Here is a 20,095-nt window from a genome sequence, read left to right as displayed (position 1 = left end):
CTATTGACAAAACTTCGGCGGGCGAGTGTGCTCACGCCATGGTGTCGCTCATAGTCCACGCAGTTCTGGGTGTGGCCGTCGTCGCGCTCGTGATCCGCCTCAACCCCGGTATCTTCTCCCGACCACCCGGGCCGGCCCTGTCCCGTGCCGAGTTGGCCTTCTACCTCGTCGGGCTCGCGTCGATACCGATCTGCTGGTATTTCAACGCGCAGTTCGTCGCGCAGTACGCCGAACCCGGCGGCAACCCCATCTGGGGCCCGGGCAGCTGGTCGGAGTTCATCACGCTCGGCTACGCCAACCCCGCCGCCAGCTCGGCCAGCGCCGACTACACCATCGCGAATGTCATTCTGCTGCCGCTGTTCACGATCATCGACGGCCTGCGGCGCGGCATCCGTCACCCCTGGCTGTTCTTCGTGTCCAGCCTGTTCACCAGTTTCGCGTTCGCGTTCGCGTTCTACTTCGCGACCATCGAGCGGCAGCGCCGCCACCAACAGGCCGAGCTCACCGTCAGCTGAGCGGTGTCAACAGCGCGGTACACGCCTGCACCGCGTCCTCGGTGATATCGCCGACCTGCCCACCGCTCTCCACGGTGATCGCCGTGAGCTCACGCAGCCCGCCCAGCATCATGATGGTGCGCCGCCGCGAGATCGACACCCCGGCCGAACGAAACACCTCGGTGCTCGTCATGGCCTGCACCATTGCGACGAACTTCTCCATGGATTCCCGCTGCAACGCGCGTGCCGAGGCGCCCAGCGCCGGCATGTCGCGAATCCAGGCCACCATCAACTCGGGATGGGCCTGATATGAAGCGATCCACGCCTCGACCGCCTGGCGGACCTGATCCTGCCACGGCGCAGTCTGGTCGACGGCCGTGGCGATCCCGCGGACATGTTGAGAGTTGACGGTGGTCAGCAGCGCGACAAAGCACGCCTCGCGACTGTCGAAGTGTTCGTAGAACGTCCGGCGCGACGTCTTGGCGCGCCGCACGATGTCGGCGACCGTGGTGTTCTGGTAGCCGACCTCCACGATCGACTCGACGAGGGCGTCGAGCAGGCGGGATCGGAACGAGTTCTTGTCGTGGGCTTTGTCGGGGCTCGTGTCAGCCTGGACGGAGGCGGCGGGACTGTTCATCTCGGGCAGCAATCGTAGTGCCGGTCAGCGCCGCACGGTGGGGCTGTGACCGACGCTCGAGCGCGCACCCGGATTGGCCGCCGGCGGCCGGTTCTGCCGGAAACTCAGGCACACGCCGAGATTGCCGCCCACGCAGGGCACCCCGTTGACGGTGGGCACCGGCCCGCCCGACCGGTTACCGGTGGGGTCCAGGGCTGCCGGTTGGGCACTCGCCGACGGCGCGAAGACGATGGCTGCGGCACAGCACGCGGCCAGCAGTTGACCTACCCGACCAGGACCCACCATCTCGTCCCACTTTCATCCGAATACCGCCAGCTTAACCGCGTCGTTTCAGCCGATCGGAGTCAATGGGCTCAACACGTCGCGGACGAACTGCGCGATGTTCACCGAGGGGTTGCCGTCGGGGAAGCTCACCGTGGCCAGCACCGTGCCGCCGGCGTCGGCGAAGTTCTGATCAGCACGGCCCTGATGGGTCGAGGAGGTCACGACGATGATGCCGGTGGCGCCGGCCTTCTTGGCCAGCGGCACCGAGAACTGGGCGTTCTGCACGGTGCTGTTGGCCCGGTCCTCGACGATGATCCGGCGGGGCGGAAAGCCAAGCATGAGAAGCAGATTGCGCATCTGGGCGGCTTCGGTCCGGCCGTTCTGCGGGTTGCCGCCGGTGACGATGACGGGTGACTGCGGGAAGGCCTGGGCGATGGCCAGGCCGGTCAGCACCCGGTGGTAGAGGATCGCGCGCATCGACCCGTCGGGTTTCAGGCCGTAGCCCAGGATGACGATCGCGGGTTTGGTGAAGTCCTTGCCGGCCGCCGGCGGGGCGGCCTGCGCGACGGACGGGACCGGCCCGCCACAGGTCATCGTCAGCGCGAGGACAGCGGCCGCCAACGCTCGGCGCACAGCATCACCCCCAAATTTGCGACACGCGTGATTATCGATGCCTATGGGGGCGATGTTACAGATAGGGTCCCTGTGGCGCATTGTGTCCAATGTGGACCGGCGCTGACGCCCCCGAAAGTTGTGCACGGTAGCCCGCCCCGCCCGCCACGGTGTTCTCAAACCGAACACCAGGAGGTGGCAGTGATGTCAATCGTGGAGCTGATCGATTGGTATGGGTCGGCAATGACCACCGGGGCCTACGGATACCTGGCCGGCCTGGCCGCCGCGACGGTCTTCGCCGTGGTGTGGCGGATCGCCACCGCACCGCGGCGACCCGCCAGCCAGGAACCGTTGAGCTCGACCGAGCTCGCCTTTCTACGGTCGGACGTCGCCCCGGTGGTGACCGCGCTGGCCGTTCTGCGCGCCGAGGGACGGATCACCGGAGACCGCCAGGTGGACCCGACGGTGCCGGCCGGTCCGGAGCGTGACCGGTTCACCGAACAGATCCTGGCGCGGGCCGCCGCCGACCCCGATCACACCGTGTCCGACCTGTACGACGCATCCTGCGACGACCTCAACGGACTGGAAGAAGAGCTGAGCCGACGCGGCCTGGTTCGCACCCATGCCGAGCGGGCCCGGATGCGCTGGGGCACTGCACCGGCACTTCTGGTGCTGGCCTGCGGCGTCGGCTACGGCGTCTACCTGGCCACACACGTGACCCAACACCCACCGAACGTGGTGCCCTTGGTGCTGCTGATCCTGGTGACCGTCGGCTACTCGTCCATCGTGCTGCCCCGGCTGCTCAGTGTGGACCGGCTGACCCGGGCCGGCCGGCACCGGCTGGCCGCCGAGCAGGGCCGGCTGGCCTATCTGAACCCGGCCGAGCGGCCCGCGTTCGACACCTATGGCCCAGCGGCAGTGGCGCTTTCGGTGGCGCTGTTCGGCACCGCAGCACTGTGGGCGCTCGACGCCGACTATTCCAGCTCGGTGCAGCTGGCCGGAAGTTCCGCCGGCGGGGACGGCGGTGGAGGGTGCGGCGCGTCCTGCGGCGGGGACGGCGGCGGTGGCTGTGGAGGGTGCGGCGGGTGCGGTGGCTGCGGAGGGTGCGGCGGATGAGCGCCACCGAACGCCTCGTGCCGACGCTGGGTGACATCGGGTTGGGCTGGCGACGCGAAATCGCCGGGGTCATCGACGATCTCACGCCCGGGTTCTGTGAGGTGATCGCCGAATCCGTGCCGATCCGGCGGCGTCGGGCGCGGCCGGATGCGAGGCTCACCGCGCTCGCCGCGAAGGTCCCGGTGATCCCGCACGGGGTGGCGCTGTCGTTGGGCGGGGTGGACCCGGTGCAGCCGGCCCGGATCGCCCGGTTGGCGGCCTGCGCCGCGGCACTGGAGTCACCTCTGGTAAGCGAGCACATCGCCTTCGTCCGGGCCGGCGGCGTCGAGGCCGGACACCTGCTGCCGGTGCCACGAACCGGTGAAGCACTGGATGTGCTGGCGCGCAACATCAAACGCACCACCGAGCAGCTGGGTGTCCCGCTGGCGGTGGAGAACATCGCCGCGTTCGTCGAGTGGCCCGAATCGGACCTGAGCGATTCGGAGTTCCTCACCGAGTTGGTGGAACGCACCGGCGTGCTGCTGGTGCTCGACGTGGCGAACGTCTACGCCAACGCCCGCAACCGGGGCCTGGACCCGCAGCGGGAATTGGCCCGGCTGCCGGTCGAACGGGTCGCCTACAGCCACGTCGCCGGCGGCCGCCAGGGCGACGGCTTCTACCACGACACCCACACCGATCCGACGCCACCGGACGTGCTGGAACTGGTGACGGCACTGCGCGAGCGGGTGGACACCCCGGTCATGCTGGAGCGCGACGGGCGCTACCCACCGGCTGCCGAATTGTTCGACGAGCTCGACTCGATCGCCACGGCAGCGGGGGCCGCGGCGATCACGGCATCGGCGCGGGAGGTGTGGGCATGAAGTCTCTGGCCGCTCGGCAGGAAGCGTTGGTGCGGGCCCTGGTTGCCGGCGGCCCGGTGCCTTCGGGATTCGACCCAGTGGCTGTGGCCGCCGCCGGCGAGGTGTGCCGGCACAAGCGGGACGCGCACTCGGGTGCCACGACTCGTCGGCGCCGGTGGTGGCCGGATCACCGGACAGGGCTGACCAGCATGACACGATGGCGGCATGACTGAGTGGACGTGGGGCAGGCTTTTCGGCGCTTTGCGGGCGGCCGGAGCGGCTTCGATGGTGGGTTGTGCGTTGGTGTTGGGTGCCGGTGCCGCACAAGCAGATCCGGCACCGTTCGAGCCGCCGAGGCTGGTTCCGGCCGACGGCTCGACGGTCGGGGTAGCCCAGCCGGTCATCATCAACTTCCCGAGCCCGGTAGCGGATGCCGGTGCCACCGAGAACGCCATCCACATCTCGTCGGTCCCGGAAGTCCCCGGCAAGTTCTACTGGATAACCCCGACGCAACTGCGTTGGCGCCCGCTGAGCTTCTGGCCGGCCCACACCTCGGTCACCGTCGACGCCGCGGGCACGGTATCCACCTTCACCATCGGGGACGCGCTGGTGGCCACCGCCAACGACGCCACCCACCAGCTGACCGTCACCCGCAACGGCACCGTGGAGAAAACCATCCCGATGTCGATGGGCATGGCATCCGGCGGCCACCAGACACCCAACGGCACCTTCTACGTTCAGGAGAAGCTGCCCTCGGTGGTGATGGATTCGTCGACCTACGGTGTCCCGGTCAACTCGAAGTACGGATACAAGCTGACGGTCGATCTGGCCGTCCGGTTCGATGACAGCGGCGACTTCGTGCACAGCGCTCCGTGGTCTGTGTCCGATCAGGGCAAGCGCAACGTCAGTCACGGCTGCATCAACATCAGCCCGGCCAACGCCAAGTGGTTCTTCGACACCGTCCGCCCCGGCGATCCCATCATCGTGCAGAACTCGACCGGCACCTACACCCGGTACGACGGCTCCAACGACTGGCAGATCTAGGTCTCGAGAAGCGCCACGACGGTTCCGACGATCGTCGTCAGCAGTCGGTCCGCGGCCGGTTGCCACGCCCCGTGGCGCTTCTTCGGTGTGACGTCGACCGGGTCACCGTCGCGCGTGACACGGCCCGTGGCGAGGCTGATTCTGAATCCGTTGACCTCAAGGTGCCTTTGGGCGATTCGGACCGGTTCGGCTGACGTGCACTCGGCCAGGATGTGCTCCAGGATCACCCGCCGGGTTGCGAGCACTCCCGCCGGTGTCTGAGTGGCGGAACCGCCGAATTCGGGCGTGCCCTCGATCGCGACGGCGGAGGCGCTGAGGATCAGATCGGCCGAGCGAATGATCTCGGACACGGCGGGCAGGTCGTCGCATCCCTCGGCGGCGATGGTGACGGAACCGTCCGCGGCCATGCCCAGTGTTCCGGCGCGCAGACCCACCGCACTGCACGTATCCAATTCGCGTGCGGTCCCGCGAGCTGGTTGCGGTGGTATACACAGTTGTGCGAGTGCCTGACGCAATTGCCATGCTTCCCGCTACGCCTGGAATCACCTACCGCGGCATGAGCGGTCCGCCGCCGCGGGAATCGTTTACGGTGACGGCGGTTCTTCCCACGTCGGCTGATCCCCGGATCGCCACCGAGAACTTCACGGCAGACCGAGTCGCGGCGATCGTCACTGTCACGGGTCGGTTAGTCGGGCCGCTCTCACGCCACCCTGAGGAGCGTGAGGTCGCCATCCTGCCGGGCACGCTACTGACACCCATCGGCGCCGTGACTGTTGAGGGGCTAACCAATCCTGTTGTGCTGCTTGCCGAACCCGGGCACGCACCGGGATTGCCACCTGGCCGCGACGAGCTGGAGCGGGTGGTGCATGAGCAGGTCACGCATGCTCTTGCCGGGCCGCCGGCATCCGTCCGCTCCCCCGGCCGCTTCACACCATCGTCGGGGACGACCGCTCCGCCCGCCGACGACGCTGATGTTTGGCGGCTGAAAGTGTTCTACTCCACGCCTTTTGGGGACACGAAGGACGGCCGGCAGAAACTGTTCCTGCTTGAACGAGATGGTGTGCGGTATGTGCCGGTTTTTCGGAGCTTGGACTCGATGAAGGCCTTCTATGAGCGGATGAACCGTGCCGCGTACATGGTGCTCGAGGGTGACCTGAAGACCGTGATGGACACCAACCGCTCGATTGAACTGATGAGAAGTGCGGGGATCGTCATCGATCCTTTCGGTGAGCATCCGGTTGAGATTCCCCCTACCGCTTGAGAGCCTCCGAGCGCCGAACACGGCTAGTGATGGACATGTGCGCGACAGCCAGGGGCGCCCGCATGGGCTGGATCGAGCGGCTGCACCCTACGGCCGGTCGCGTCAGTCGATGAGGCTCTCCAATGCCGGATCGGCGAACAGCGCCGTCGGGATACCGAGAACCTGCTTGGGTCGTACCCGCAGCACGATCAGCGCACCGGCCGCGCGGACCGAGATGATGTTGCTGCGGTCGATGACCAGAGTGGAGGCCGGGGTGTCGATACGGATCCGGGTCTCATCGCCGCCGGCGGCCCACTGTGATCCGGTGCGCAGAACTCGCCGGTTCGGGACGTAGGCGCACACCACACTCGTCACGACAGCGAACGCCGCGTACACCACGGCCGCCCCCGCGAATATCACGGACCCAACCAGCCACCCGCTGCCGTTGACGACGCACACCGCGGCGGCGATCGCCGCGACCACCGTCGTGAATGTCAGCAGCCGTTTCCACATCGCGGGTTGCCGCAGGATTGAAAGTGTCGCCCGGCGGGCGTCGCCGGGCTGAGCGGTCCACTCGGTGGTGGCCTTGGGGATCTGATCCACGCTGCCGGTCACGAACGCAGTCTGGCACGGCGGGCAAGACCGCCACCACGCCGTAGCCTCGACGCATGGAGCACCGGATCTTCGGCACCGCCGTGGCGGCGGTGTATCCGCACTACCTGGCGAAGATGCAGCGCAAGGGTCGCACCCAGGCCGAACTCGACGAGGCCATCTGCTGGCTGACCGGGTTCGACGAGACGACGCTGCGGAACCATCTCGAGGACGAGACGACGTTCACGGAGTTCTTCGCCGACGCCTCGCTGAACCCGAACGCCTCGCTGATCACCGGTGTGGTGTGCGGGGTCAAGGTGCAGGAGGTCGAGGATCCGCTGATGCGCAAGATCCGCTACCTCGACAAGCTCGTCGACGAGCTGGCGCGCGGCAAGCCGATGAACAAGGTGCTGCGCACGGCGTAGCCCGGCGGGTAGGCGATCAAATCTGGAATGGGTCGCTCGCGGTAATCGGTATGTCGTGTCGCCTGACCCCTGATCGGGGCCGGCAGGGCGGGTTCGCGGCGGTCGAGAACGGGCTCCGCGACCGTCGGGCCACGATTCTCGTCGGTTGTTCAGGCGGGGTTCGGGGACGGGTTGAGCTGGGATTCATGCGGACGACCCGCGAACTATCCGCGGGCGGCCACCGCTTGCTTGGCTGCCTCGACCAGTTGCTCGGCGGCGCGGTTCATCTTCTTCAACTCCGCAGAGGTCAGATCCTGATGTGTGTAGGCGGCCTTGTTCTTGAAGTTGAGCAAGGTGTTCAGGTGCCGCTCCGATCCGCTGTCCGCTCGCTTGAGCAAGGCGACGGCCTCGCTGTGGTTGCCGGTGCTCGAGTGCACTCCGAGGCGCACGCAGCAGAGCACGTCCGAGGCCGCGATACCCGCGTCCACGTACAGGTCGCCGGCGGCATTGGGCATTTCCTCGCCGAGATGCTCGGCACCCTCGAAGAACTCGATCGCCTTGGACAAGCGCCCGGCGGTGACCACGGAGTCACAGTTGCGCTGTCCCGCCATCAGGACTTCCTCGCCGCGCGCAGCTGCGCGTTGAACCAGGCCCGCGTCCCCGCGACGGTCTGGCCTTGCTTCGACACTTCCTGGAGCAGAGGCTCACCTGCGGCGGCCGCGGCGCGGAACCCATCCTCGGTGTACTCGACGATTCGGCCGTCGTTTCCGGTCCACGCGGTGACCAGCCGGGCAAGTTCGGTCAACCGCTGGTCCCACGCATCGTCGTCCTCGGAGTCGGCACCGCGGACCAACAACAGGTCAATGTCGCTGTCGAGCCTCATGTGCCCGGTCGCCGCGGAGCCGAACACCGCGGCGTACTTGAGATCCTTGCCCCACTTCTCGTCGAAGTGCTCTTCCAGTCCGCTGAGGAACGTGGAGTTCAGCCTCGACAGCATCCTGATGGGCTCGGCCGCGAGGTGCTCGGCGTTGAAGCGGTAGGTGTGGGTTCTACCCACCTCGTCGTGCAGCACCACACCCTGCGCAGTGAGCCGGTTGAGTACCTTGCGGATGCCTTCCCCCGACGCCTTGGTGAGGATGCGCTGGACCTGACTGATCGTGAACGTGACGTCTGCACTCGTCAAGACGGCAAGCACGTCGCCGTCGAGCGTCGGCGTCACCGTTGCGAACGGCTTGTTCAGCTGCATGACCCGCATCCCTCTCTAACTAAAGTTAGAGTAACACAACTATAGTTGGAGTAGGTTGAGTGGCGATCCGCCTGCCGCAACTGGCCGTCGAGGCGGAATCCAGTCGATGCGCCTCAGCCCGGCTCTTGTCATCGTTCGGTAGGACGGGAGTGCAGTGGAATCCTGCCGACGACTTCTGTGTCGCCGCGCACGTCACCCTCAGCACCGGCGGTTCGGTTGCAGACGGCCACCCTGCCCGGTGGCGACTGTCCGCGGAGTTGGCGGAGGCCATCCCCGTGCGCGAGGGCTGACACCCCCGGCCTCCGCTCCCGTCGGCACTCGACCGCGGTTCGCGTAGTTCTACTGATCCGGTAGGCCTGCCACGCGGCCCACGATGGAGCCATGAGTCCCGAACTGCGCCGCAACCCTGGACTTTCGGCGATCGGCATCATGGCGATGGTCATCGCATACGTGCTGGCGTTCACAGTGCTCTCCGATACGGACATGGCCTCGAAGTTCGAGAACGGCGTCGCACCGCCGGGAACCGACGTAGCCGGCCTCCGTGGCGCTGCTGTCGGGAGCATCGTGGCCGCCGTAGGTGCGTGGGTGTCCGTGGTCGCGGGCCGCGCGATCATCCCGATCGTGCTGGTCCTCGTCGCCTCTGCGCCGTTCGCACTGCTGTCGCTCTTCACGTTGCAGCTTGCGTTCTGAACGGCGCGCCACCGCACCACCCGGCAAACCTGTCGACTCGCGTCACTGCCTCGGCCTACGCTCCGGACATGACCGAGCCCACCGCCCGCGGAGTAACTCGCGGCGACTACACCCCGTGTCCGGCGATGTCCATCTGCTCAACCGTCGCGGCGTCGTATCCACGTGAACGTAGGTACTGCTCGGCGACAGCGGCTCCGGCCTCGGATTGAGTGCCGATGCCGTCCGCATAAGCGATCCCATATGCGACGGCGCAGTCCTGCTGTACCTCCGCGAGCAACTCGTTCTTGTTGACGTAGCCGTTCGCCGCGGCGGCGTTGGCGCACGAGTACTCGTTCGCCGAAGCCGTACCCGCGTTCACAATCGGCAGCACGGCGAACACCGCAGTAACGAAGGACAGTCGCGTCCTCAAGTGCGCTGAGAGTACGGCCGCCCCATCCCGCTGCCGGGCGGATTCCAACGAGCGATCGACGCTTCGGAGTGACCCGCGGCGGGGTCAACGGGCCACCGCGTAGGCGATTAACTCCGGAATGGGGCACTGTGGGTCATCGGACGCATTGCGCCAACCGTCTGCAGATACAGAAAAACCCACCGTCGCCAGTGGGTTCTCTCAGTGGCCAGGGCCGGGATCGAACCGGCGACCTTCCGCTTTTCAGGCGGACGGGATAGCCACTGACCTGCGGTTTATCTGCGCCTATGCGTTGTATGCGCCGCATTGAGCAGCGCTGACGTATTCGGTCAGTCCGGCGAACGGACATAAACCGGACACGGTGCTTGCACTCCCGACCAGGAGCTTCCGTGGTGCCGCCTGCGTTGTGGGCAGCGTCGGCGGCTCCGGGGAGCAGGCACCCCGATGCCCAGCATCGCATCATCAGCCACCGTCTCGACATCTTCGACGGCAGGCTCGACATCCGCATCCGACAGCCCGCCATTCAGGCACGGTTCTGCCGGTGCCTCGGTTGACGGGAGGTCGCGAGCGCCCGAGGCCGCCAGGCCGCAGGGCGCGAGAGCGACAGTGGTCGGCCGGACGTCAACCGAGGCATCGGCCCTCAACCCGGCGCCCGTCGGCGGGCTTGTTATATGTGCCGAAAATGTCCGCCGCCCAGTTGGTGACGGGATCGCGACCGGTGAGCTGCGGGCGATCGATGCATTGGGGCTGCGGTTCCCGAACCCCGAGATGGTCACGGCTGCTGCTGCACTGTTCGAACCGGCCGCACCGTGGGCGTGTGGTTCCGGCCGACGCGGCATCGAACCGGAATCTGGACGGTTTCGAATCACTGTCGGTCCTGGTGTCATACGGCTCGGATGGACCAATCCCGTCCGAGCCGACAAGGCTGCCGAACGGGCAGTTGGTCATCACCAAAGTGAAGTTGATGATGCGAAGCTGCATGTCAGGAATGACCTCAAACGCAATGCCGGGGACGGTGATCAGGCCGTCGTGTCTTCGACACGACGGAGTCCTACGGAAACCGACCAGTGCAGTTCCGGCGGTGTCATCACCGAGTGGTCCCGGAAATCGCGGTCGGCGATGTGCCGTACCTTTGCCGAACTCGATTACACCCCGCTGGTTGAGTCCGGCCGCGTCCCTGCGATGGTCACGCTCACCTACCCAGGCGATTGGGAGGCCGTGGCCCCCGATGGGGCCAGCGTGAAGCGTCATATGGTGCTGTGGCGCAAACGCTTTCAACGTGAGTACGGCGAACCGGCCCGCTACATCTGGAAACTGGAATTTCAGCGGCGCGGCGCACCGCACATCCACCTATGGATGGCGCCACCGATTTCGCCCGGCCGCTCGGGGCGAAGCTTCGCCCAGTGGTTATCCGAAGCATGGGCTGAGGTTGTCGACCATCCTGACGCGGAGCAGAAGGCACGGCACCGGCTGGCTGGCACCGCCATAGATGTCCGCAATGGCCTGAAAGCCTGCGATCCCAAGCGCCTGGCGATCTACTTCACCAAGCACTCGTCGCCAAACATGGACGGCAACAAGGAATATCAGCACATTGTGCCCGAACAGTGGCGGAAGCCCGGTCGCGGCCCCGGCCGATTCTGGGGTGTGTACGGACTCAAGAAGGCCATCGCCGTAGTAGAGGTCGCTCAGGACGCCTACGTGGCTGCTCGTCGAATCGTGCGGCGGTGGTCACGGAGCCAGGCTGTGTACGGCGATTCTCTCAGCCGCTTTCCGACGACAGTGGTGCCGCGCACGGCCACACGCCTGGTTCCGCGCGTTGACCGTCAAACCGGTGTCGCGATGCATCGGCGAGTCCGCCGACGACGCTCGCTCTGCAGCCAAGGTGGACTGGCCGGCGGATTCGCGCTCGTAAACGATGGCCCGACGTTTGCCGACCAACTCGCACGCGCACTGAACTCACCTACTGCGCTGAGGACGGAGCTGTAGCGTGAAAGCATGGATTTCGATGCGGCAGTGGATCCAGACGCGGCACGTCGCGTGGGTGACTGGCTGGCCGAAGCGGTCGCCGAGATTTCGGGCACGGCACGAGTCGGCGTAGGTGCGGTGTCGGGTGGCGTAGGTCAGGTAACGGTCTCACCGCAGGGCCGCCTGGTGCGGCTGCAGCTGGAGCCAAAGGCTTCTGAGCTCCGATCGGACCGGTTAGCAGCGTGGATCGAGCAGGCGTATGTCGAAGCGTGCGAGTCGGCGGTATCTCAGGTCCGTCAACGGATCAAGCAAGTTACTGACGCTAATCCGCAGCTCACCGACATGTTCGAATTGCTTGACCGCGATTTCGGAAAGTTGAGCACAACGCTTCGGGCTCCGAAGGCCCGTGCCGAACGGGATCGCCAGGAACAAAACTTGGGGCCGGATTGGGAAGAGCTAGAATGGGATCCGGCCTCCGACCCGTTCGGCCGTAATCGCAGGTAGGCAAACGTCGGGTGGCTATTGCCCCCACATTCTGAGGTTGGCTTTGATCGCGCTGCTGTAGTTCTCGTGAGCGGTCTTTGCGCCTTCGCGGATTTTGCGGAGCCCGTCCTGCAAATCCTCAACCCCGGACTGCCACTGCGCTTGCCAATATTTGTGGGCCTGCTCGGTCTCCCCTTGCCACGGCATCGAGGCGACGAACGCTTCAATCGTGTCCACGTTGGCGTCGGTCGCCTTGGTGAACCGGGCCATGTGATCAATCAACGAATCAAGTGCATCCAGATCAACCGTGTACGCGTCATCGCTGCCCCGTGCCATCTATCCGTTCCCCTGATCCTGGGCTTGAAACCGGTTGGCGGACTCCACTACCAGCCCAGTGGCCTGTTCGAGGGCAACGACGATCTTGTGGACACCCTGCTGCCATTGCTGCCAGCCCTCGTCGAGCTTGGCGGCGGCTGTCCCGGTCCAGGATCCCTCGATCACCTCGTCACCTTCGGTCTTGAGAGCTTCAAAGGCCGTCTTGATGTCGGTATTTACATCATCGATCCCCTGTGCGGAGGAGATGACTTCGGGTACTCGGATACCGAGTACATCCCCCGACCCACCAGTGTTTGCTGACACCTATCCATCCTCCCCTTGGAACTGCTGCCAGTGCGGTTGTCGCGCGTGGTTTAGGCTGCTGCCTAGCAACCGTCAGTGTAGGGCTCTGCGGGGGGAGGAACCATCGATGGTTGATGTGGATCCGCAGGTGTTCTTTGCTGCGTCGGCGTCGACACGAATTAGCGCACAGCAACTCTCTGTCGCGTTAAGTAACCTCACGAGCGGCTTGTCGGGGTCGGGAGGAATGGCTGGCTCAGACAATACGGGTCAGAAGTTCAGCGAGGACTACGACCAGTCCGCGAACGATATTGCGACAGTTCTCGCAGGACTCGGGGATATATCACACAACAGGGCCGACCTGATCAAGGCGACCGGCGACAACCACGCTGCCGCAAACCGCGCATCCACCGATGGCAGCAGTCAACCAGTGAACGCGATAGCGGTGCCTGAACGTTCGTTTACGCAGCCGCCCAGCATTCCGTCGGCGTATGGCGGCGGCGGTAGCGAACCAACAGGGGCCATCGCTACGGCATGGCACTATATCCAGAAGTGGGTGGGCTATGTATGGCCCAACGGCAGTCCAGAGAAGCTCGAAGCAGCAGCCGAGACATGGACAGCAGCGGGGAATGCCATCAGAATCGGCCTCGGCCCCCTTGACCAGGCAAAAGAAGGCCTGAGCGGGCAAGTTTCGCCGGAGATCCCTGCCGCTACACAAGATTTGGCAGATCTCCGAGGAAAAGTTGATGATCTCTCATGGGCCTGTCTCAACGCAGCGACCAGTTGCAATGACCTTGCGCAAGCCATAAAGGACGCTCATCAAGAACTGATCGATGAGCTCTCGCAATTTGCGGCGGAGTTCGTCGTAGGCGAAGTAATTTTCGCGGTATTTTTCGAAGTCGGCGGTGAAATATGGGGAAACGCCGCCATGGCTGCACGCGCAGCAGTTATTGCTGAACGCTGCGCTCGAATTATAGAGAAGCTGTTTGATCTTGCAAAGGCTGCGGGCCGTATCGCAAAGGCAGCTGCGGAAGCAATTGCAAAAGTTCTAGCGGATATGAAATCTGTCGTGCAAGCCGTTGTTTCCAAGACACCAGGCGTCGACCGCGAGGCTGCACGCCTAAGTGATGTTGCAAATAGATTTCATTCGGCGTTGGACCCGATCGCGGCTGATATGCGTACGACGAGCGCGCTCTCCACTCGCGAAGGCACGGACATTATCGCTGGCGGCAAGCGTGACCTCACGCCAGCTCAACGTGCGCAAATACAAGACGGAGAACAACTCGCCAAGAATCCAAACCTACACGCGGAACTCACCGCATTGGAGAAAGCTCAAGCATTGGGCCTGCATCCGCGGCAGATTGTTGCGTCGCGGCCACTGTGCCCTGATTGCCAACGTGCTATTGTTGAGAGCGGTGGAACGATATTGCCTGATGGCTTAGGAGCAGTATGGCCTTGATAAATCCCTTTCCAGAGAAGCGAATTCGTGAGTTCCTTGCTAGCGCTCGGGATTACCAGAAATTTCTGTTCAGCCTATCTAGCGCTCAGCGCGCGATTACCCTTGCCGATGCGATAGTCAATGGATTCGCGGCATCTGATAAGCAGGCGATTGATTCTGCTTTGGACCTTTGCTGGAGTGCAGCATCGACGAGCGACTTTGCACCGCTCGCAAATCATGCAAGCTTGTTACATGATCGCTTAGTGCCTGAAGATGACGATACGTACGGTTTCTATAACTCGGCGACCAATGACGCGATTACATCGCTGATATACGCAATTCGATGCGCAGTTGGCGACGATTCAGATTCCGCCTACTACGCCGCGGAGACACTCTTTAATCTGGCGGATTTATTGCTGAATCGAAATCGCACCGAATACGTTAGCGACCTGGCGTCTGCCCCGATTACCGCCTATGCCGCAAAATGCATATCGTCCGATCTAGTTGGTCAAGTGGGGCAAGATTCTAGTACAAATATAGATCAGATCCGGACTCGGCTTATCGAAGAAGGGCGTGAGCTGAGCACGCTGGCCGACTAGCAATCGGGCGAGAACATCTCGGCGTGAATCACCAAAGAGGACTGCACAACCCGCCGTACACGGGGCGGGTAGGCGGCGGGACAAATGACGACAAGACACGTCGCCTGCTCACCTTCACAAATTCGATCATCGTCCTTTTACTCACTCTGGGATCAGGCCGCCAAACATCAAAGAATAATGCGACGGCTACTCCACTTACTGAGTGTCAAGTAGCTGCTTGGATTCCTCGCGCAACCTGGTCTAGGAACACAAGAGCGTCCTCAACCGTCTGACTCGATGCAAGTGTTTGTAGCATCTTCTGCTCAACGTGTCGATGAACCAACTGATGCCGGTGAGGCATCGTTCAGGCCGCTGCAAACACGCGCGGCGATCGCGTCCCAGCCCGCCACTCGTCGGCATAGGCTCACCTGGCGCAACTGCTGACTTTGACGGGAGACACACAGCATGGGGTCGGTACACGAGGTGATGGCGGCATTCCGTGAGGCTCCGTCGAACTCCGAACGCGGAACTAAGTTTGAAAAGCTGATGGTGCGCTACTTCGACCTAGACCCGCTGCTGTCGCAGCAGTACGACGCGGTATGGCGCTGGATTGACTGGCCCGGCCGCAAAGGCAAGCCTGACACCGGGATTGACCTGGTGGCGCGAGAGCGGGACAGCGGCGAATACACAGCGATCCAGTGCAAGTTCTACGAGCCGACGCACACCCTGCGCAAAGAAGATATCGACTCGTTCTTCACCGCCTCGGGCAAGAACCCGTTCACCAACCGGATCATCATCTCGACCACCGACCGGTGGGGCCCCAATGCCGAAGATGCCCTTGAGGATCAGCTGATCCCGGTTCAGCGGATCGGGATGGCTGAGATCGCTGATTCACCGATCAACTGGGACATCGCCTGGGTCGACGGTGACCTCCAGATCGACGTAGCCGAGGCTATCCGGCACGAGCCGCGGCCACACCAGGCACAGGCGATCGAGAAGGTGTTCGCCGGCTTCGCTGCAGGGCACGATCGTGGCAAGCTGATCATGGCGTGCGGCACCGGAAAGACCTTCACGGCCTTGAAGATCGCCGAGCGGACCGCAGCCGAAAACGGCGGCAACGCCCGCATTCTGTTTGCCGTCCCATCGATCTCGTTGTTGTCGCAGACACTGCGGGAGTGGACCGCCCAGACCCAGTTGGACCTGCGTGCGTTCGCCGTGTGCTCGGACACCAAAGTGTCTAGGGCAGCCGAGGACATCAACACCTATGATGTCGCGATCCCGGTCACCACCGACCCGGCGAAACTGGTCACCGAGATGGGCCACCGCCGTCGCGCCAAGGGTCTGACCGTGGTTTTCACCACCTACCAGTCGCTGCCCGTCGTCGCCGAGGCGCAGAAGCTCGGCGTCGATCAGTTCGACCTGGTGATCTGCGATGAGGCGCACCGCACCACGGGTGTGACGGTGGCCGGCGCCGACGAGTCCAACTTCGTCCGCGTTCACGACGCCGACTACCTGCACGCCGCTCGTCGCCTCTACATGACCGCCACACCGCGGATCTTCGACGAGAATGTCAAGGCCAAGGCCGACGAGCACTCCGCAGTCCTTACGTCGATGGACGACGAGAGTGTCTATGGGCCGGAGTTTCACCGCCTTTCGTTTGGTGAGGCGGTCGAGCGCGGTCTGCTCACCGACTACAAGGTCCTCGTGCTGACCGTGGACGAGGAGATGGTCGCGGCCCCGCTGCAAGCCCAACTCGCAGTTGGCGGAGAACTGGGCAACCTCGACGATGCGTCGAAGATCGTCGGCTGCTGGAACGGCCTGGCCAAACGCGCCGGCAAGACACCCGACGGTAAGGGATTCGTGCCGGGTGAGCCGCCGATGCGCCGGGCGGTCGCGTTCGCTAAGGACATCGCCGCTTCCAAGCAGATTGCCGAACTTTTTCCGAAAGTCGTTGACGCGTACCGGGACATGCTGACCGACAGAATTGACGACGGCGGTGAGCTCAACGAGACCAACCTGGACCTGACCGTTCAGGTCCGCCACGTTGACGGAACGTTCAACGCCCTCGAACGTAACCGAGAACTGCAGTGGCTCAAAGCCCCGCTACCCGACGGCGAGTGCCGGATCTTGTCGAACGCACGATGCCTATCGGAGGGTGTTGACGTGCCCGCGCTGGACGCGGTGCTGTTCCTGCACCCCCGCAACAGCGTTGTCGACGTCGTGCAGTCGGTGGGCCGGGTGATGCGGAGGGCCGAGGACAAGGACTACGGGTACATCATACTTCCCGTCGCCGTCCCGGCCGGTGTCACACCGTCGCAAGCCCTCGGCGACAACCGCCGCTTCAAAGTGGTCTGGCAGGTCCTCAACGCGCTTCGTGCTCACGACGACCGGTTCAACGCAATGGTCAACTCCATCGCACTCAATGCCGCCACACCGGGACTGGACACCGGGCACGGCTCAGACCGGCTGCTCGGCGGACATGTAGGCCCCACCACCGATGCCTCCGAAACCCTTGGTACCGACGGAACTTCATCCACAGCGTCAACTGATCCGGCCGATCCGGCGTCGGGGGTGGCCGACGGCAACGGATCCGGCGGTGGGCTGGCAACCCAAATGGCGTTGTTCTCGCTGTCCGCGTGGCAGGAGGCGATCTACACCCGCATCGTCGACAAAGTCGGCACCCGCACCTACTGGGAGGACTGGGCCAAGGACGTCGCCGACATCGCGGCAGCCCTAATCGCGCGTATCACCGCACTTCTCGGCGCCGCCGACATCGAAGTAACTACGGCGTTCGACAAGTTCCTGCAAGGTCTGCGCGACAACCTCAACGATTCGATCGGCCGCGATGACGCGATCAGCATGCTCGCCCAGCATCTGATCACCGCGCCGGTGTTCGACGCGCTGTTCGCCGGCCACGAGTTCGCAGCCCACAATCCGGTATCCCTAGTCATGCAGGCCATGGTCGACCAGCTCGGCGGCTCGGGCTTGGAAGCCGAAACCGCCCACCTGGAAGGCTTTTACGCCTCGGTGCGGGTCCGCGCATCGGAGGTCACCACCGCCGACGGCAAGCAGCAGGTGATCGCCGAACTGTACGAGAAGTTCTTCAAGGTAGGTTTCGCCAAACAGGCTGAGGCGCTGGGCATCGTGTACACGCCTGTCGAGATCGTCGACTTCATCCTCCGCGCCGCCGACCACGCCTCGCGCGAGGCGTTCGGCCGCGGACTCACCGACGACGCTGTGCACGTCCTCGATCCGTTCACCGGCACCGGCACGTTCATCACCCGGCTCATGCAATCGGGTCTGGTGCGCCCGGAAGACCTCGCTCGCAAGTACGCCAGGGAGTTGCACGCCAACGAGATCATGCTGCTCGCGTACTACATCGCCGCGGTGAACATCGAAACCACCTACCACGCACTCACCAAGACGGAGTACAGCCCGTTCGAAGGAATCGTCCTGACGGACACCTTCCAGATGACCGAAGACGACGACTCGATGGACACGGAGATGTTCCCGCAGAACAATTCTCGGATCGTCAAGCAGCTCGCCGCGCCGATCCATATCATAGTCGGGAACCCGCCCTACTCATCGGGGCAGGATTCGGCGAACGACCTCAACGCGAACCTCAAGTACCCGACGTTGGACAAGCGGATCGCTGACACCTACGCCAAACGTTCGACGGCGACGAACAAGAACAGCCTCTACGACAGCTACCTCCGGGCGTTTCGCTGGGCCACGGACCGCGTCGGCGAGCACGGCGTTGTCGCGTTCGTGTCGAACGGCGGCTGGATCGACGGAAACACTGCGGACGGAATCCGCCTCTCTCTCGCCGAGGAGTACAGCCGGATCTACGTGTACAACCTGCGCGGGAACCAGCGCACATCCGGGGAGCTATCCCGCAGGGAGGGCGGCAAGGTTTTCGGTTCCGGGAGCCGCAACACCGTCGCGATCCTCATCGGCGTGAAGGGCCCCAGTAGCGCCGGACCATGCGAGATCCAGTACCGGGACATTGGCGAATATCTGTCCCGTGAGAGGAAGCTGGAGATCGTCGCGAGAGGTGATCTCGAAACTGTTGAGTGGCAAGTGATCACGCCGAACGAGCATGGCGATTGGGTCAGTCAGCGTAGCGAGGAGTTCGCCGAATGGCCCGCGATCGGTGACAAGGACGGCGGCACCGCAGTCTTCGGTACGTACTCTCGCGGTCTGGAAACAAGCCGCGATGCTTGGGTCTACAACTTCTCCACCGACAAGCTCTGCGCCAACGTGCAGCGTCTCATTAACAACTACAACAACGAACTCGCACCGTTCGCCGCCTACGCTGAGAGCGTTGGCATCGCAAGGCCCAACGAGAAGGATGTCACTGCGTTTCTCGCGACTCGTCCGGACGCCAGTCGTGAGGAACACATCAAGTGGTCTCGGAGCCTGCGTACTCACCTTGCACGGCAGGTGAGAATTGAGTTTGACCCCAACCACGTGTCGTCAGCTGCGTACCGACCGTTCGACCGCCTGCACGGCTATTACGACCGGTACCTCAACCATGAGCGTTCGCAGCTACCCAGCGTCTTCCCGACGCCCCTTCACGAGAACGTCGGCATCTACCAGGTCGGTAACGGATCCGCTGTGCCCTTCTCTGCGCTGATGGTCAACGGCCTTCCGGACCTGCACGTGACAGGAGCTGGTAGCGGTGGGCAGTTCTTCCCTCGTTGGACGTACAAATCGGCCGACCCCGACGGGGAACTGGATTTCGGTGCCAACGCCGAGGAGCCCGATGAGCACGGCTACTGCCGCGTCGACAACATCCCTGACGCAACCCTCGCGCTGTACCAGGACGCGATCGGCGACCAGGTCACCAAGGACGACATCTTCTTCTACGTTTACGGCCTCCTGCACGAACCGGCTTATCGCGAGACCTACGCGGCGGACCTGCAGAAGATGCTCCCGCACATACCAACACCCGAAACACCCGAACGGTTCGAGCAGCTCGCCAACGCCGGACGGGCACTGGCTGATCTGCACGTCGGCTACGAGTCCGTCGCGCCCTACCCGGTCGACGTCCACGTGAAGCCCGGTGTCGATCCCGACGACCGCGAAACCTGGCGGGTGTCAAAACTCAAGTGGGCCAAGAAGAAAGATCCCGAGACCGGGAAGAGAGTTGATGACGTCACCACCTTGGTCTACAACCCGAAGGTGACCATCACCGGGATCCCGCAGGACGCCGATCGATACATGCTCGGTTCCCGCTCCGCGCTCGCGTGGATCATTGACCGCTATCAGGTCAAGACCGACAAGGCCTCAGGCATCGTCAACGACCCCAACGACTGGTGCGATGAACACGACAATCCGCGCTACATCGTCGACCTCATCGCCAAGGTCACGACCGTCGCGGTAGAGACGATGAAGATGGTCGACGGGCTGGCCGAAAACGGGTAAGAGACC

General features: G+C 63.9%; 23 protein-coding genes and 1 tRNA gene. 13 read left to right on the top strand and 11 right to left on the bottom strand.

The features are described from left to right. Positions 1-38 precede the first annotated feature (38 nt). Complete coding sequence (locus FR943_RS05430; RefSeq protein ID WP_217155315.1) at positions 39-515, top strand: DUF2834 domain-containing protein; 477 nt, start codon at positions 39-41, stop codon at positions 513-515. Here FR943_RS05430 and FR943_RS05425 read toward each other — a convergent pair. The 3 genes from FR943_RS05425 to FR943_RS05415 are packed head-to-tail and all read right to left on the bottom strand — an operon-like array spanning position 508 to position 1,989. After that, entirely contained in the window at positions 508-1,131 is a 624-nt protein-coding gene (locus FR943_RS05425; protein WP_217155314.1) for a TetR/AcrR family transcriptional regulator, read from the bottom strand. The two genes, FR943_RS05430 and FR943_RS05425, sit on opposite strands and share 8 nt — an antisense overlap. Positions 1,132-1,155: 24 nt before the next feature. Then, positions 1,156-1,416, bottom strand: a complete 261-nt coding sequence (locus FR943_RS05420) for a hypothetical protein (protein ID WP_246584852.1) — start codon at positions 1,414-1,416, stop codon at positions 1,156-1,158. Between the two features lie 45 nt (positions 1,417-1,461). Further along, positions 1,462-1,989, bottom strand: coding sequence for a YdcF family protein (locus FR943_RS05415; RefSeq protein WP_217155396.1), 528 nt, complete (start codon positions 1,987-1,989; stop codon positions 1,462-1,464). 222 nt (positions 1,990-2,211) lie between these two features. Between FR943_RS05415 and FR943_RS05410 the strand changes: the two genes are divergently transcribed. Genes FR943_RS05410 through FR943_RS05395 form a run of 4 tightly spaced genes read left to right on the top strand, consistent with a single transcriptional unit; the run spans position 2,212 to position 5,006 of the window. Next, positions 2,212-3,123 (top strand): TIGR04222 domain-containing membrane protein, encoded by a 912-nt coding sequence (locus FR943_RS05410; protein ID WP_217155313.1) that lies wholly within the window; start codon positions 2,212-2,214, stop codon positions 3,121-3,123. Then, complete coding sequence (locus FR943_RS05405) at positions 3,120-3,983, top strand: MbnB/TglH/ChrH family RiPP precursor modification enzyme (RefSeq protein WP_217155312.1); 864 nt, start codon at positions 3,120-3,122, stop codon at positions 3,981-3,983. The genes FR943_RS05410 and FR943_RS05405 overlap by 4 nt, the downstream gene beginning before the upstream one ends. Next, complete coding sequence (locus FR943_RS05400; RefSeq protein ID WP_217155401.1) at positions 3,980-4,195, top strand: SCO6045 C-terminal-like domain-containing protein; 216 nt, start codon at positions 3,980-3,982, stop codon at positions 4,193-4,195. The genes FR943_RS05405 and FR943_RS05400 overlap by 4 nt, the downstream gene beginning before the upstream one ends. After that, positions 4,188-5,006 carry a L,D-transpeptidase gene (locus FR943_RS05395; RefSeq protein WP_217155311.1) on the top strand — a complete coding sequence of 273 codons (819 nt, stop codon included), beginning with the start codon at positions 4,188-4,190 and terminating at the stop codon, positions 5,004-5,006. The genes FR943_RS05400 and FR943_RS05395 overlap by 8 nt, the downstream gene beginning before the upstream one ends. Here FR943_RS05395 and FR943_RS05390 read toward each other — a convergent pair. Beyond that, positions 5,003-5,440 (bottom strand): hypothetical protein, encoded by a 438-nt coding sequence (locus FR943_RS05390; RefSeq protein WP_217155310.1) that lies wholly within the window; start codon positions 5,438-5,440, stop codon positions 5,003-5,005. The genes FR943_RS05395 and FR943_RS05390 overlap by 4 nt on opposite strands. Positions 5,441-5,988: 548 nt before the next feature. Here FR943_RS05390 and FR943_RS26330 point away from each other — a divergent pair. Beyond that, the gene (locus tag FR943_RS26330; protein WP_246584868.1) at positions 5,989-6,267 is read left to right on the top strand and encodes an SseB family protein; all 279 of its coding nucleotides are present in this window, start codon (positions 5,989-5,991) and stop codon (positions 6,265-6,267) included. A gap of 102 nt (positions 6,268-6,369) precedes the next feature. Here FR943_RS26330 and FR943_RS05380 read toward each other — a convergent pair whose 3' ends face one another. Beyond that, a complete protein-coding gene (locus tag FR943_RS05380) occupies positions 6,370-6,861 on the bottom strand; it encodes a hypothetical protein (RefSeq protein ID WP_217155309.1) in 492 nt (163 codons plus the stop codon). A gap of 53 nt (positions 6,862-6,914) precedes the next feature. Between FR943_RS05380 and FR943_RS05375 the strand changes: the two genes are divergently transcribed. Beyond that, positions 6,915-7,262, top strand: coding sequence for a DUF2200 domain-containing protein (locus FR943_RS05375; protein ID WP_217155308.1), 348 nt, complete (start codon positions 6,915-6,917; stop codon positions 7,260-7,262). 203 nt (positions 7,263-7,465) lie between these two features. Here the strand turns inward: FR943_RS05375 and FR943_RS05370 are convergent, their stop codons facing one another. Further along, positions 7,466-7,852, bottom strand: coding sequence for a hypothetical protein (locus FR943_RS05370; protein ID WP_217155307.1), 387 nt, complete (start codon positions 7,850-7,852; stop codon positions 7,466-7,468). After that, a complete protein-coding gene (locus tag FR943_RS05365) occupies positions 7,852-8,487 on the bottom strand; it encodes a nucleotidyltransferase domain-containing protein (RefSeq protein WP_217155306.1) in 636 nt (211 codons plus the stop codon). The genes FR943_RS05370 and FR943_RS05365 overlap by 1 nt, the downstream gene beginning before the upstream one ends. Positions 8,488-8,868: 381 nt before the next feature. Here FR943_RS05365 and FR943_RS05360 point away from each other — a divergent pair, with 381 nt between their 5' ends. Then, positions 8,869-9,177 (top strand): hypothetical protein, encoded by a 309-nt coding sequence (locus FR943_RS05360; protein WP_217155305.1) that lies wholly within the window; start codon positions 8,869-8,871, stop codon positions 9,175-9,177. A gap of 106 nt (positions 9,178-9,283) precedes the next feature. Here the strand turns inward: FR943_RS05360 and FR943_RS05355 are convergent, their stop codons facing one another. Further along, on the bottom strand, positions 9,284-9,586 hold the full coding sequence (locus tag FR943_RS05355; RefSeq protein ID WP_217155304.1) for a hypothetical protein: 303 nt from the start codon (positions 9,584-9,586) through the stop codon (positions 9,284-9,286). A gap of 202 nt (positions 9,587-9,788) precedes the next feature. After that, positions 9,789-9,853, bottom strand: a tRNA-Phe gene (locus tag FR943_RS05350). Between the two features lie 336 nt (positions 9,854-10,189). Here FR943_RS05350 and FR943_RS05345 point away from each other — a divergent pair. Then, on the top strand, positions 10,190-11,569 hold the full coding sequence (locus FR943_RS05345; RefSeq protein WP_308170473.1) for a rolling circle replication-associated protein: 1,380 nt from the start codon (positions 10,190-10,192) through the stop codon (positions 11,567-11,569). 9 nt (positions 11,570-11,578) lie between these two features. Next, positions 11,579-12,052 (top strand): YbaB/EbfC family DNA-binding protein, encoded by a 474-nt coding sequence (locus FR943_RS05340; RefSeq protein ID WP_218045304.1) that lies wholly within the window; start codon positions 11,579-11,581, stop codon positions 12,050-12,052. Between the two features lie 15 nt (positions 12,053-12,067). Here FR943_RS05340 and FR943_RS05335 read toward each other — a convergent pair whose 3' ends face one another. Both FR943_RS05335 and FR943_RS05330 read right to left on the bottom strand, forming a co-directional pair. After that, on the bottom strand, positions 12,068-12,367 hold the full coding sequence (locus FR943_RS05335; RefSeq protein ID WP_217155302.1) for a WXG100 family type VII secretion target: 300 nt from the start codon (positions 12,365-12,367) through the stop codon (positions 12,068-12,070). Next, complete coding sequence (locus tag FR943_RS05330) at positions 12,368-12,670, bottom strand: WXG100 family type VII secretion target (RefSeq protein ID WP_217155301.1); 303 nt, start codon at positions 12,668-12,670, stop codon at positions 12,368-12,370. A 106-nt stretch (positions 12,671-12,776) separates the two neighbouring features. Here FR943_RS05330 and FR943_RS05325 point away from each other — a divergent pair, with 106 nt between their 5' ends. The 3 genes from FR943_RS05325 to FR943_RS05315 all read left to right on the top strand — a co-directional run bounded on the left by FR943_RS05325 (position 12,777) and on the right by FR943_RS05315 (position 20,089). Further along, positions 12,777-14,105, top strand: a complete 1,329-nt coding sequence (locus FR943_RS05325) for a WXG100-like domain-containing protein (protein WP_217155300.1) — start codon at positions 12,777-12,779, stop codon at positions 14,103-14,105. Further along, positions 14,096-14,683: a DUF416 family protein gene (locus FR943_RS05320; RefSeq protein ID WP_217155299.1), complete on the top strand. Its 588-nt coding sequence runs from the start codon at positions 14,096-14,098 to the stop codon at positions 14,681-14,683. The genes FR943_RS05325 and FR943_RS05320 overlap by 10 nt, the downstream gene beginning before the upstream one ends. Before the next feature lie 444 nt (positions 14,684-15,127). Beyond that, positions 15,128-20,089, top strand: coding sequence for a DEAD/DEAH box helicase (locus FR943_RS05315; RefSeq protein ID WP_217155298.1), 4,962 nt, complete (start codon positions 15,128-15,130; stop codon positions 20,087-20,089). The last annotated feature ends 6 nt before the right edge of the window (positions 20,090-20,095 follow it).

The sequence above is a fragment of the [Mycobacterium] fortunisiensis genome, from assembly GCF_019050325.1.
Classification (GTDB): domain Bacteria; phylum Actinomycetota; class Actinomycetes; order Mycobacteriales; family Mycobacteriaceae; genus Mycobacterium; species Mycobacterium fortunisiensis.
Note: the sequence above shows the minus strand (reverse complement) of the source record. Positions and strands in the feature narration are given on the sequence as shown.

What these genes read in the sequence shown, in the direction of transcription:
- FR943_RS05360 (WP_217155305.1), top strand. Translation starts at nt 8,869, where the DNA reads ATGAGTCCCGAACTGCGCCGCAACCCTGGACTTTCGGCGATCGGCATC.
- FR943_RS05365 (WP_217155306.1), bottom strand. Translation starts at nt 8,487, where the DNA reads ATGCAGCTGAACAAGCCGTTCGCAACGGTGACGCCGACGCTCGACGGC.
- FR943_RS05340 (WP_218045304.1), top strand. Translation starts at nt 11,579, where the DNA reads ATGGATTTCGATGCGGCAGTGGATCCAGACGCGGCACGTCGCGTGGGT.
- FR943_RS05375 (WP_217155308.1), top strand. Translation starts at nt 6,915, where the DNA reads ATGGAGCACCGGATCTTCGGCACCGCCGTGGCGGCGGTGTATCCGCAC.
- FR943_RS05320 (WP_217155299.1), top strand. Translation starts at nt 14,096, where the DNA reads ATGGCCTTGATAAATCCCTTTCCAGAGAAGCGAATTCGTGAGTTCCTT.
- FR943_RS05420 (WP_246584852.1), bottom strand. Translation starts at nt 1,416, where the DNA reads ATGGTGGGTCCTGGTCGGGTAGGTCAACTGCTGGCCGCGTGCTGTGCC.
- FR943_RS05405 (WP_217155312.1), top strand. Translation starts at nt 3,120, where the DNA reads ATGAGCGCCACCGAACGCCTCGTGCCGACGCTGGGTGACATCGGGTTG.
- FR943_RS05415 (WP_217155396.1), bottom strand. Translation starts at nt 1,989, where the DNA reads ATGACCTGTGGCGGGCCGGTCCCGTCCGTCGCGCAGGCCGCCCCGCCG.
- FR943_RS05315 (WP_217155298.1), top strand. Translation starts at nt 15,128, where the DNA reads ATGGGGTCGGTACACGAGGTGATGGCGGCATTCCGTGAGGCTCCGTCG.
- FR943_RS05370 (WP_217155307.1), bottom strand. Translation starts at nt 7,852, where the DNA reads ATGGCGGGACAGCGCAACTGTGACTCCGTGGTCACCGCCGGGCGCTTG.
- FR943_RS05325 (WP_217155300.1), top strand. Translation starts at nt 12,777, where the DNA reads ATGGTTGATGTGGATCCGCAGGTGTTCTTTGCTGCGTCGGCGTCGACA.
- FR943_RS05410 (WP_217155313.1), top strand. Translation starts at nt 2,212, where the DNA reads ATGTCAATCGTGGAGCTGATCGATTGGTATGGGTCGGCAATGACCACC.
- FR943_RS05430 (WP_217155315.1), top strand. Translation starts at nt 39, where the DNA reads ATGGTGTCGCTCATAGTCCACGCAGTTCTGGGTGTGGCCGTCGTCGCG.
- FR943_RS05395 (WP_217155311.1), top strand. Translation starts at nt 4,188, where the DNA reads ATGACTGAGTGGACGTGGGGCAGGCTTTTCGGCGCTTTGCGGGCGGCC.
- FR943_RS05425 (WP_217155314.1), bottom strand. Translation starts at nt 1,131, where the DNA reads ATGAACAGTCCCGCCGCCTCCGTCCAGGCTGACACGAGCCCCGACAAA.
- FR943_RS05335 (WP_217155302.1), bottom strand. Translation starts at nt 12,367, where the DNA reads ATGGCACGGGGCAGCGATGACGCGTACACGGTTGATCTGGATGCACTT.
- FR943_RS05400 (WP_217155401.1), top strand. Translation starts at nt 3,980, where the DNA reads ATGAAGTCTCTGGCCGCTCGGCAGGAAGCGTTGGTGCGGGCCCTGGTT.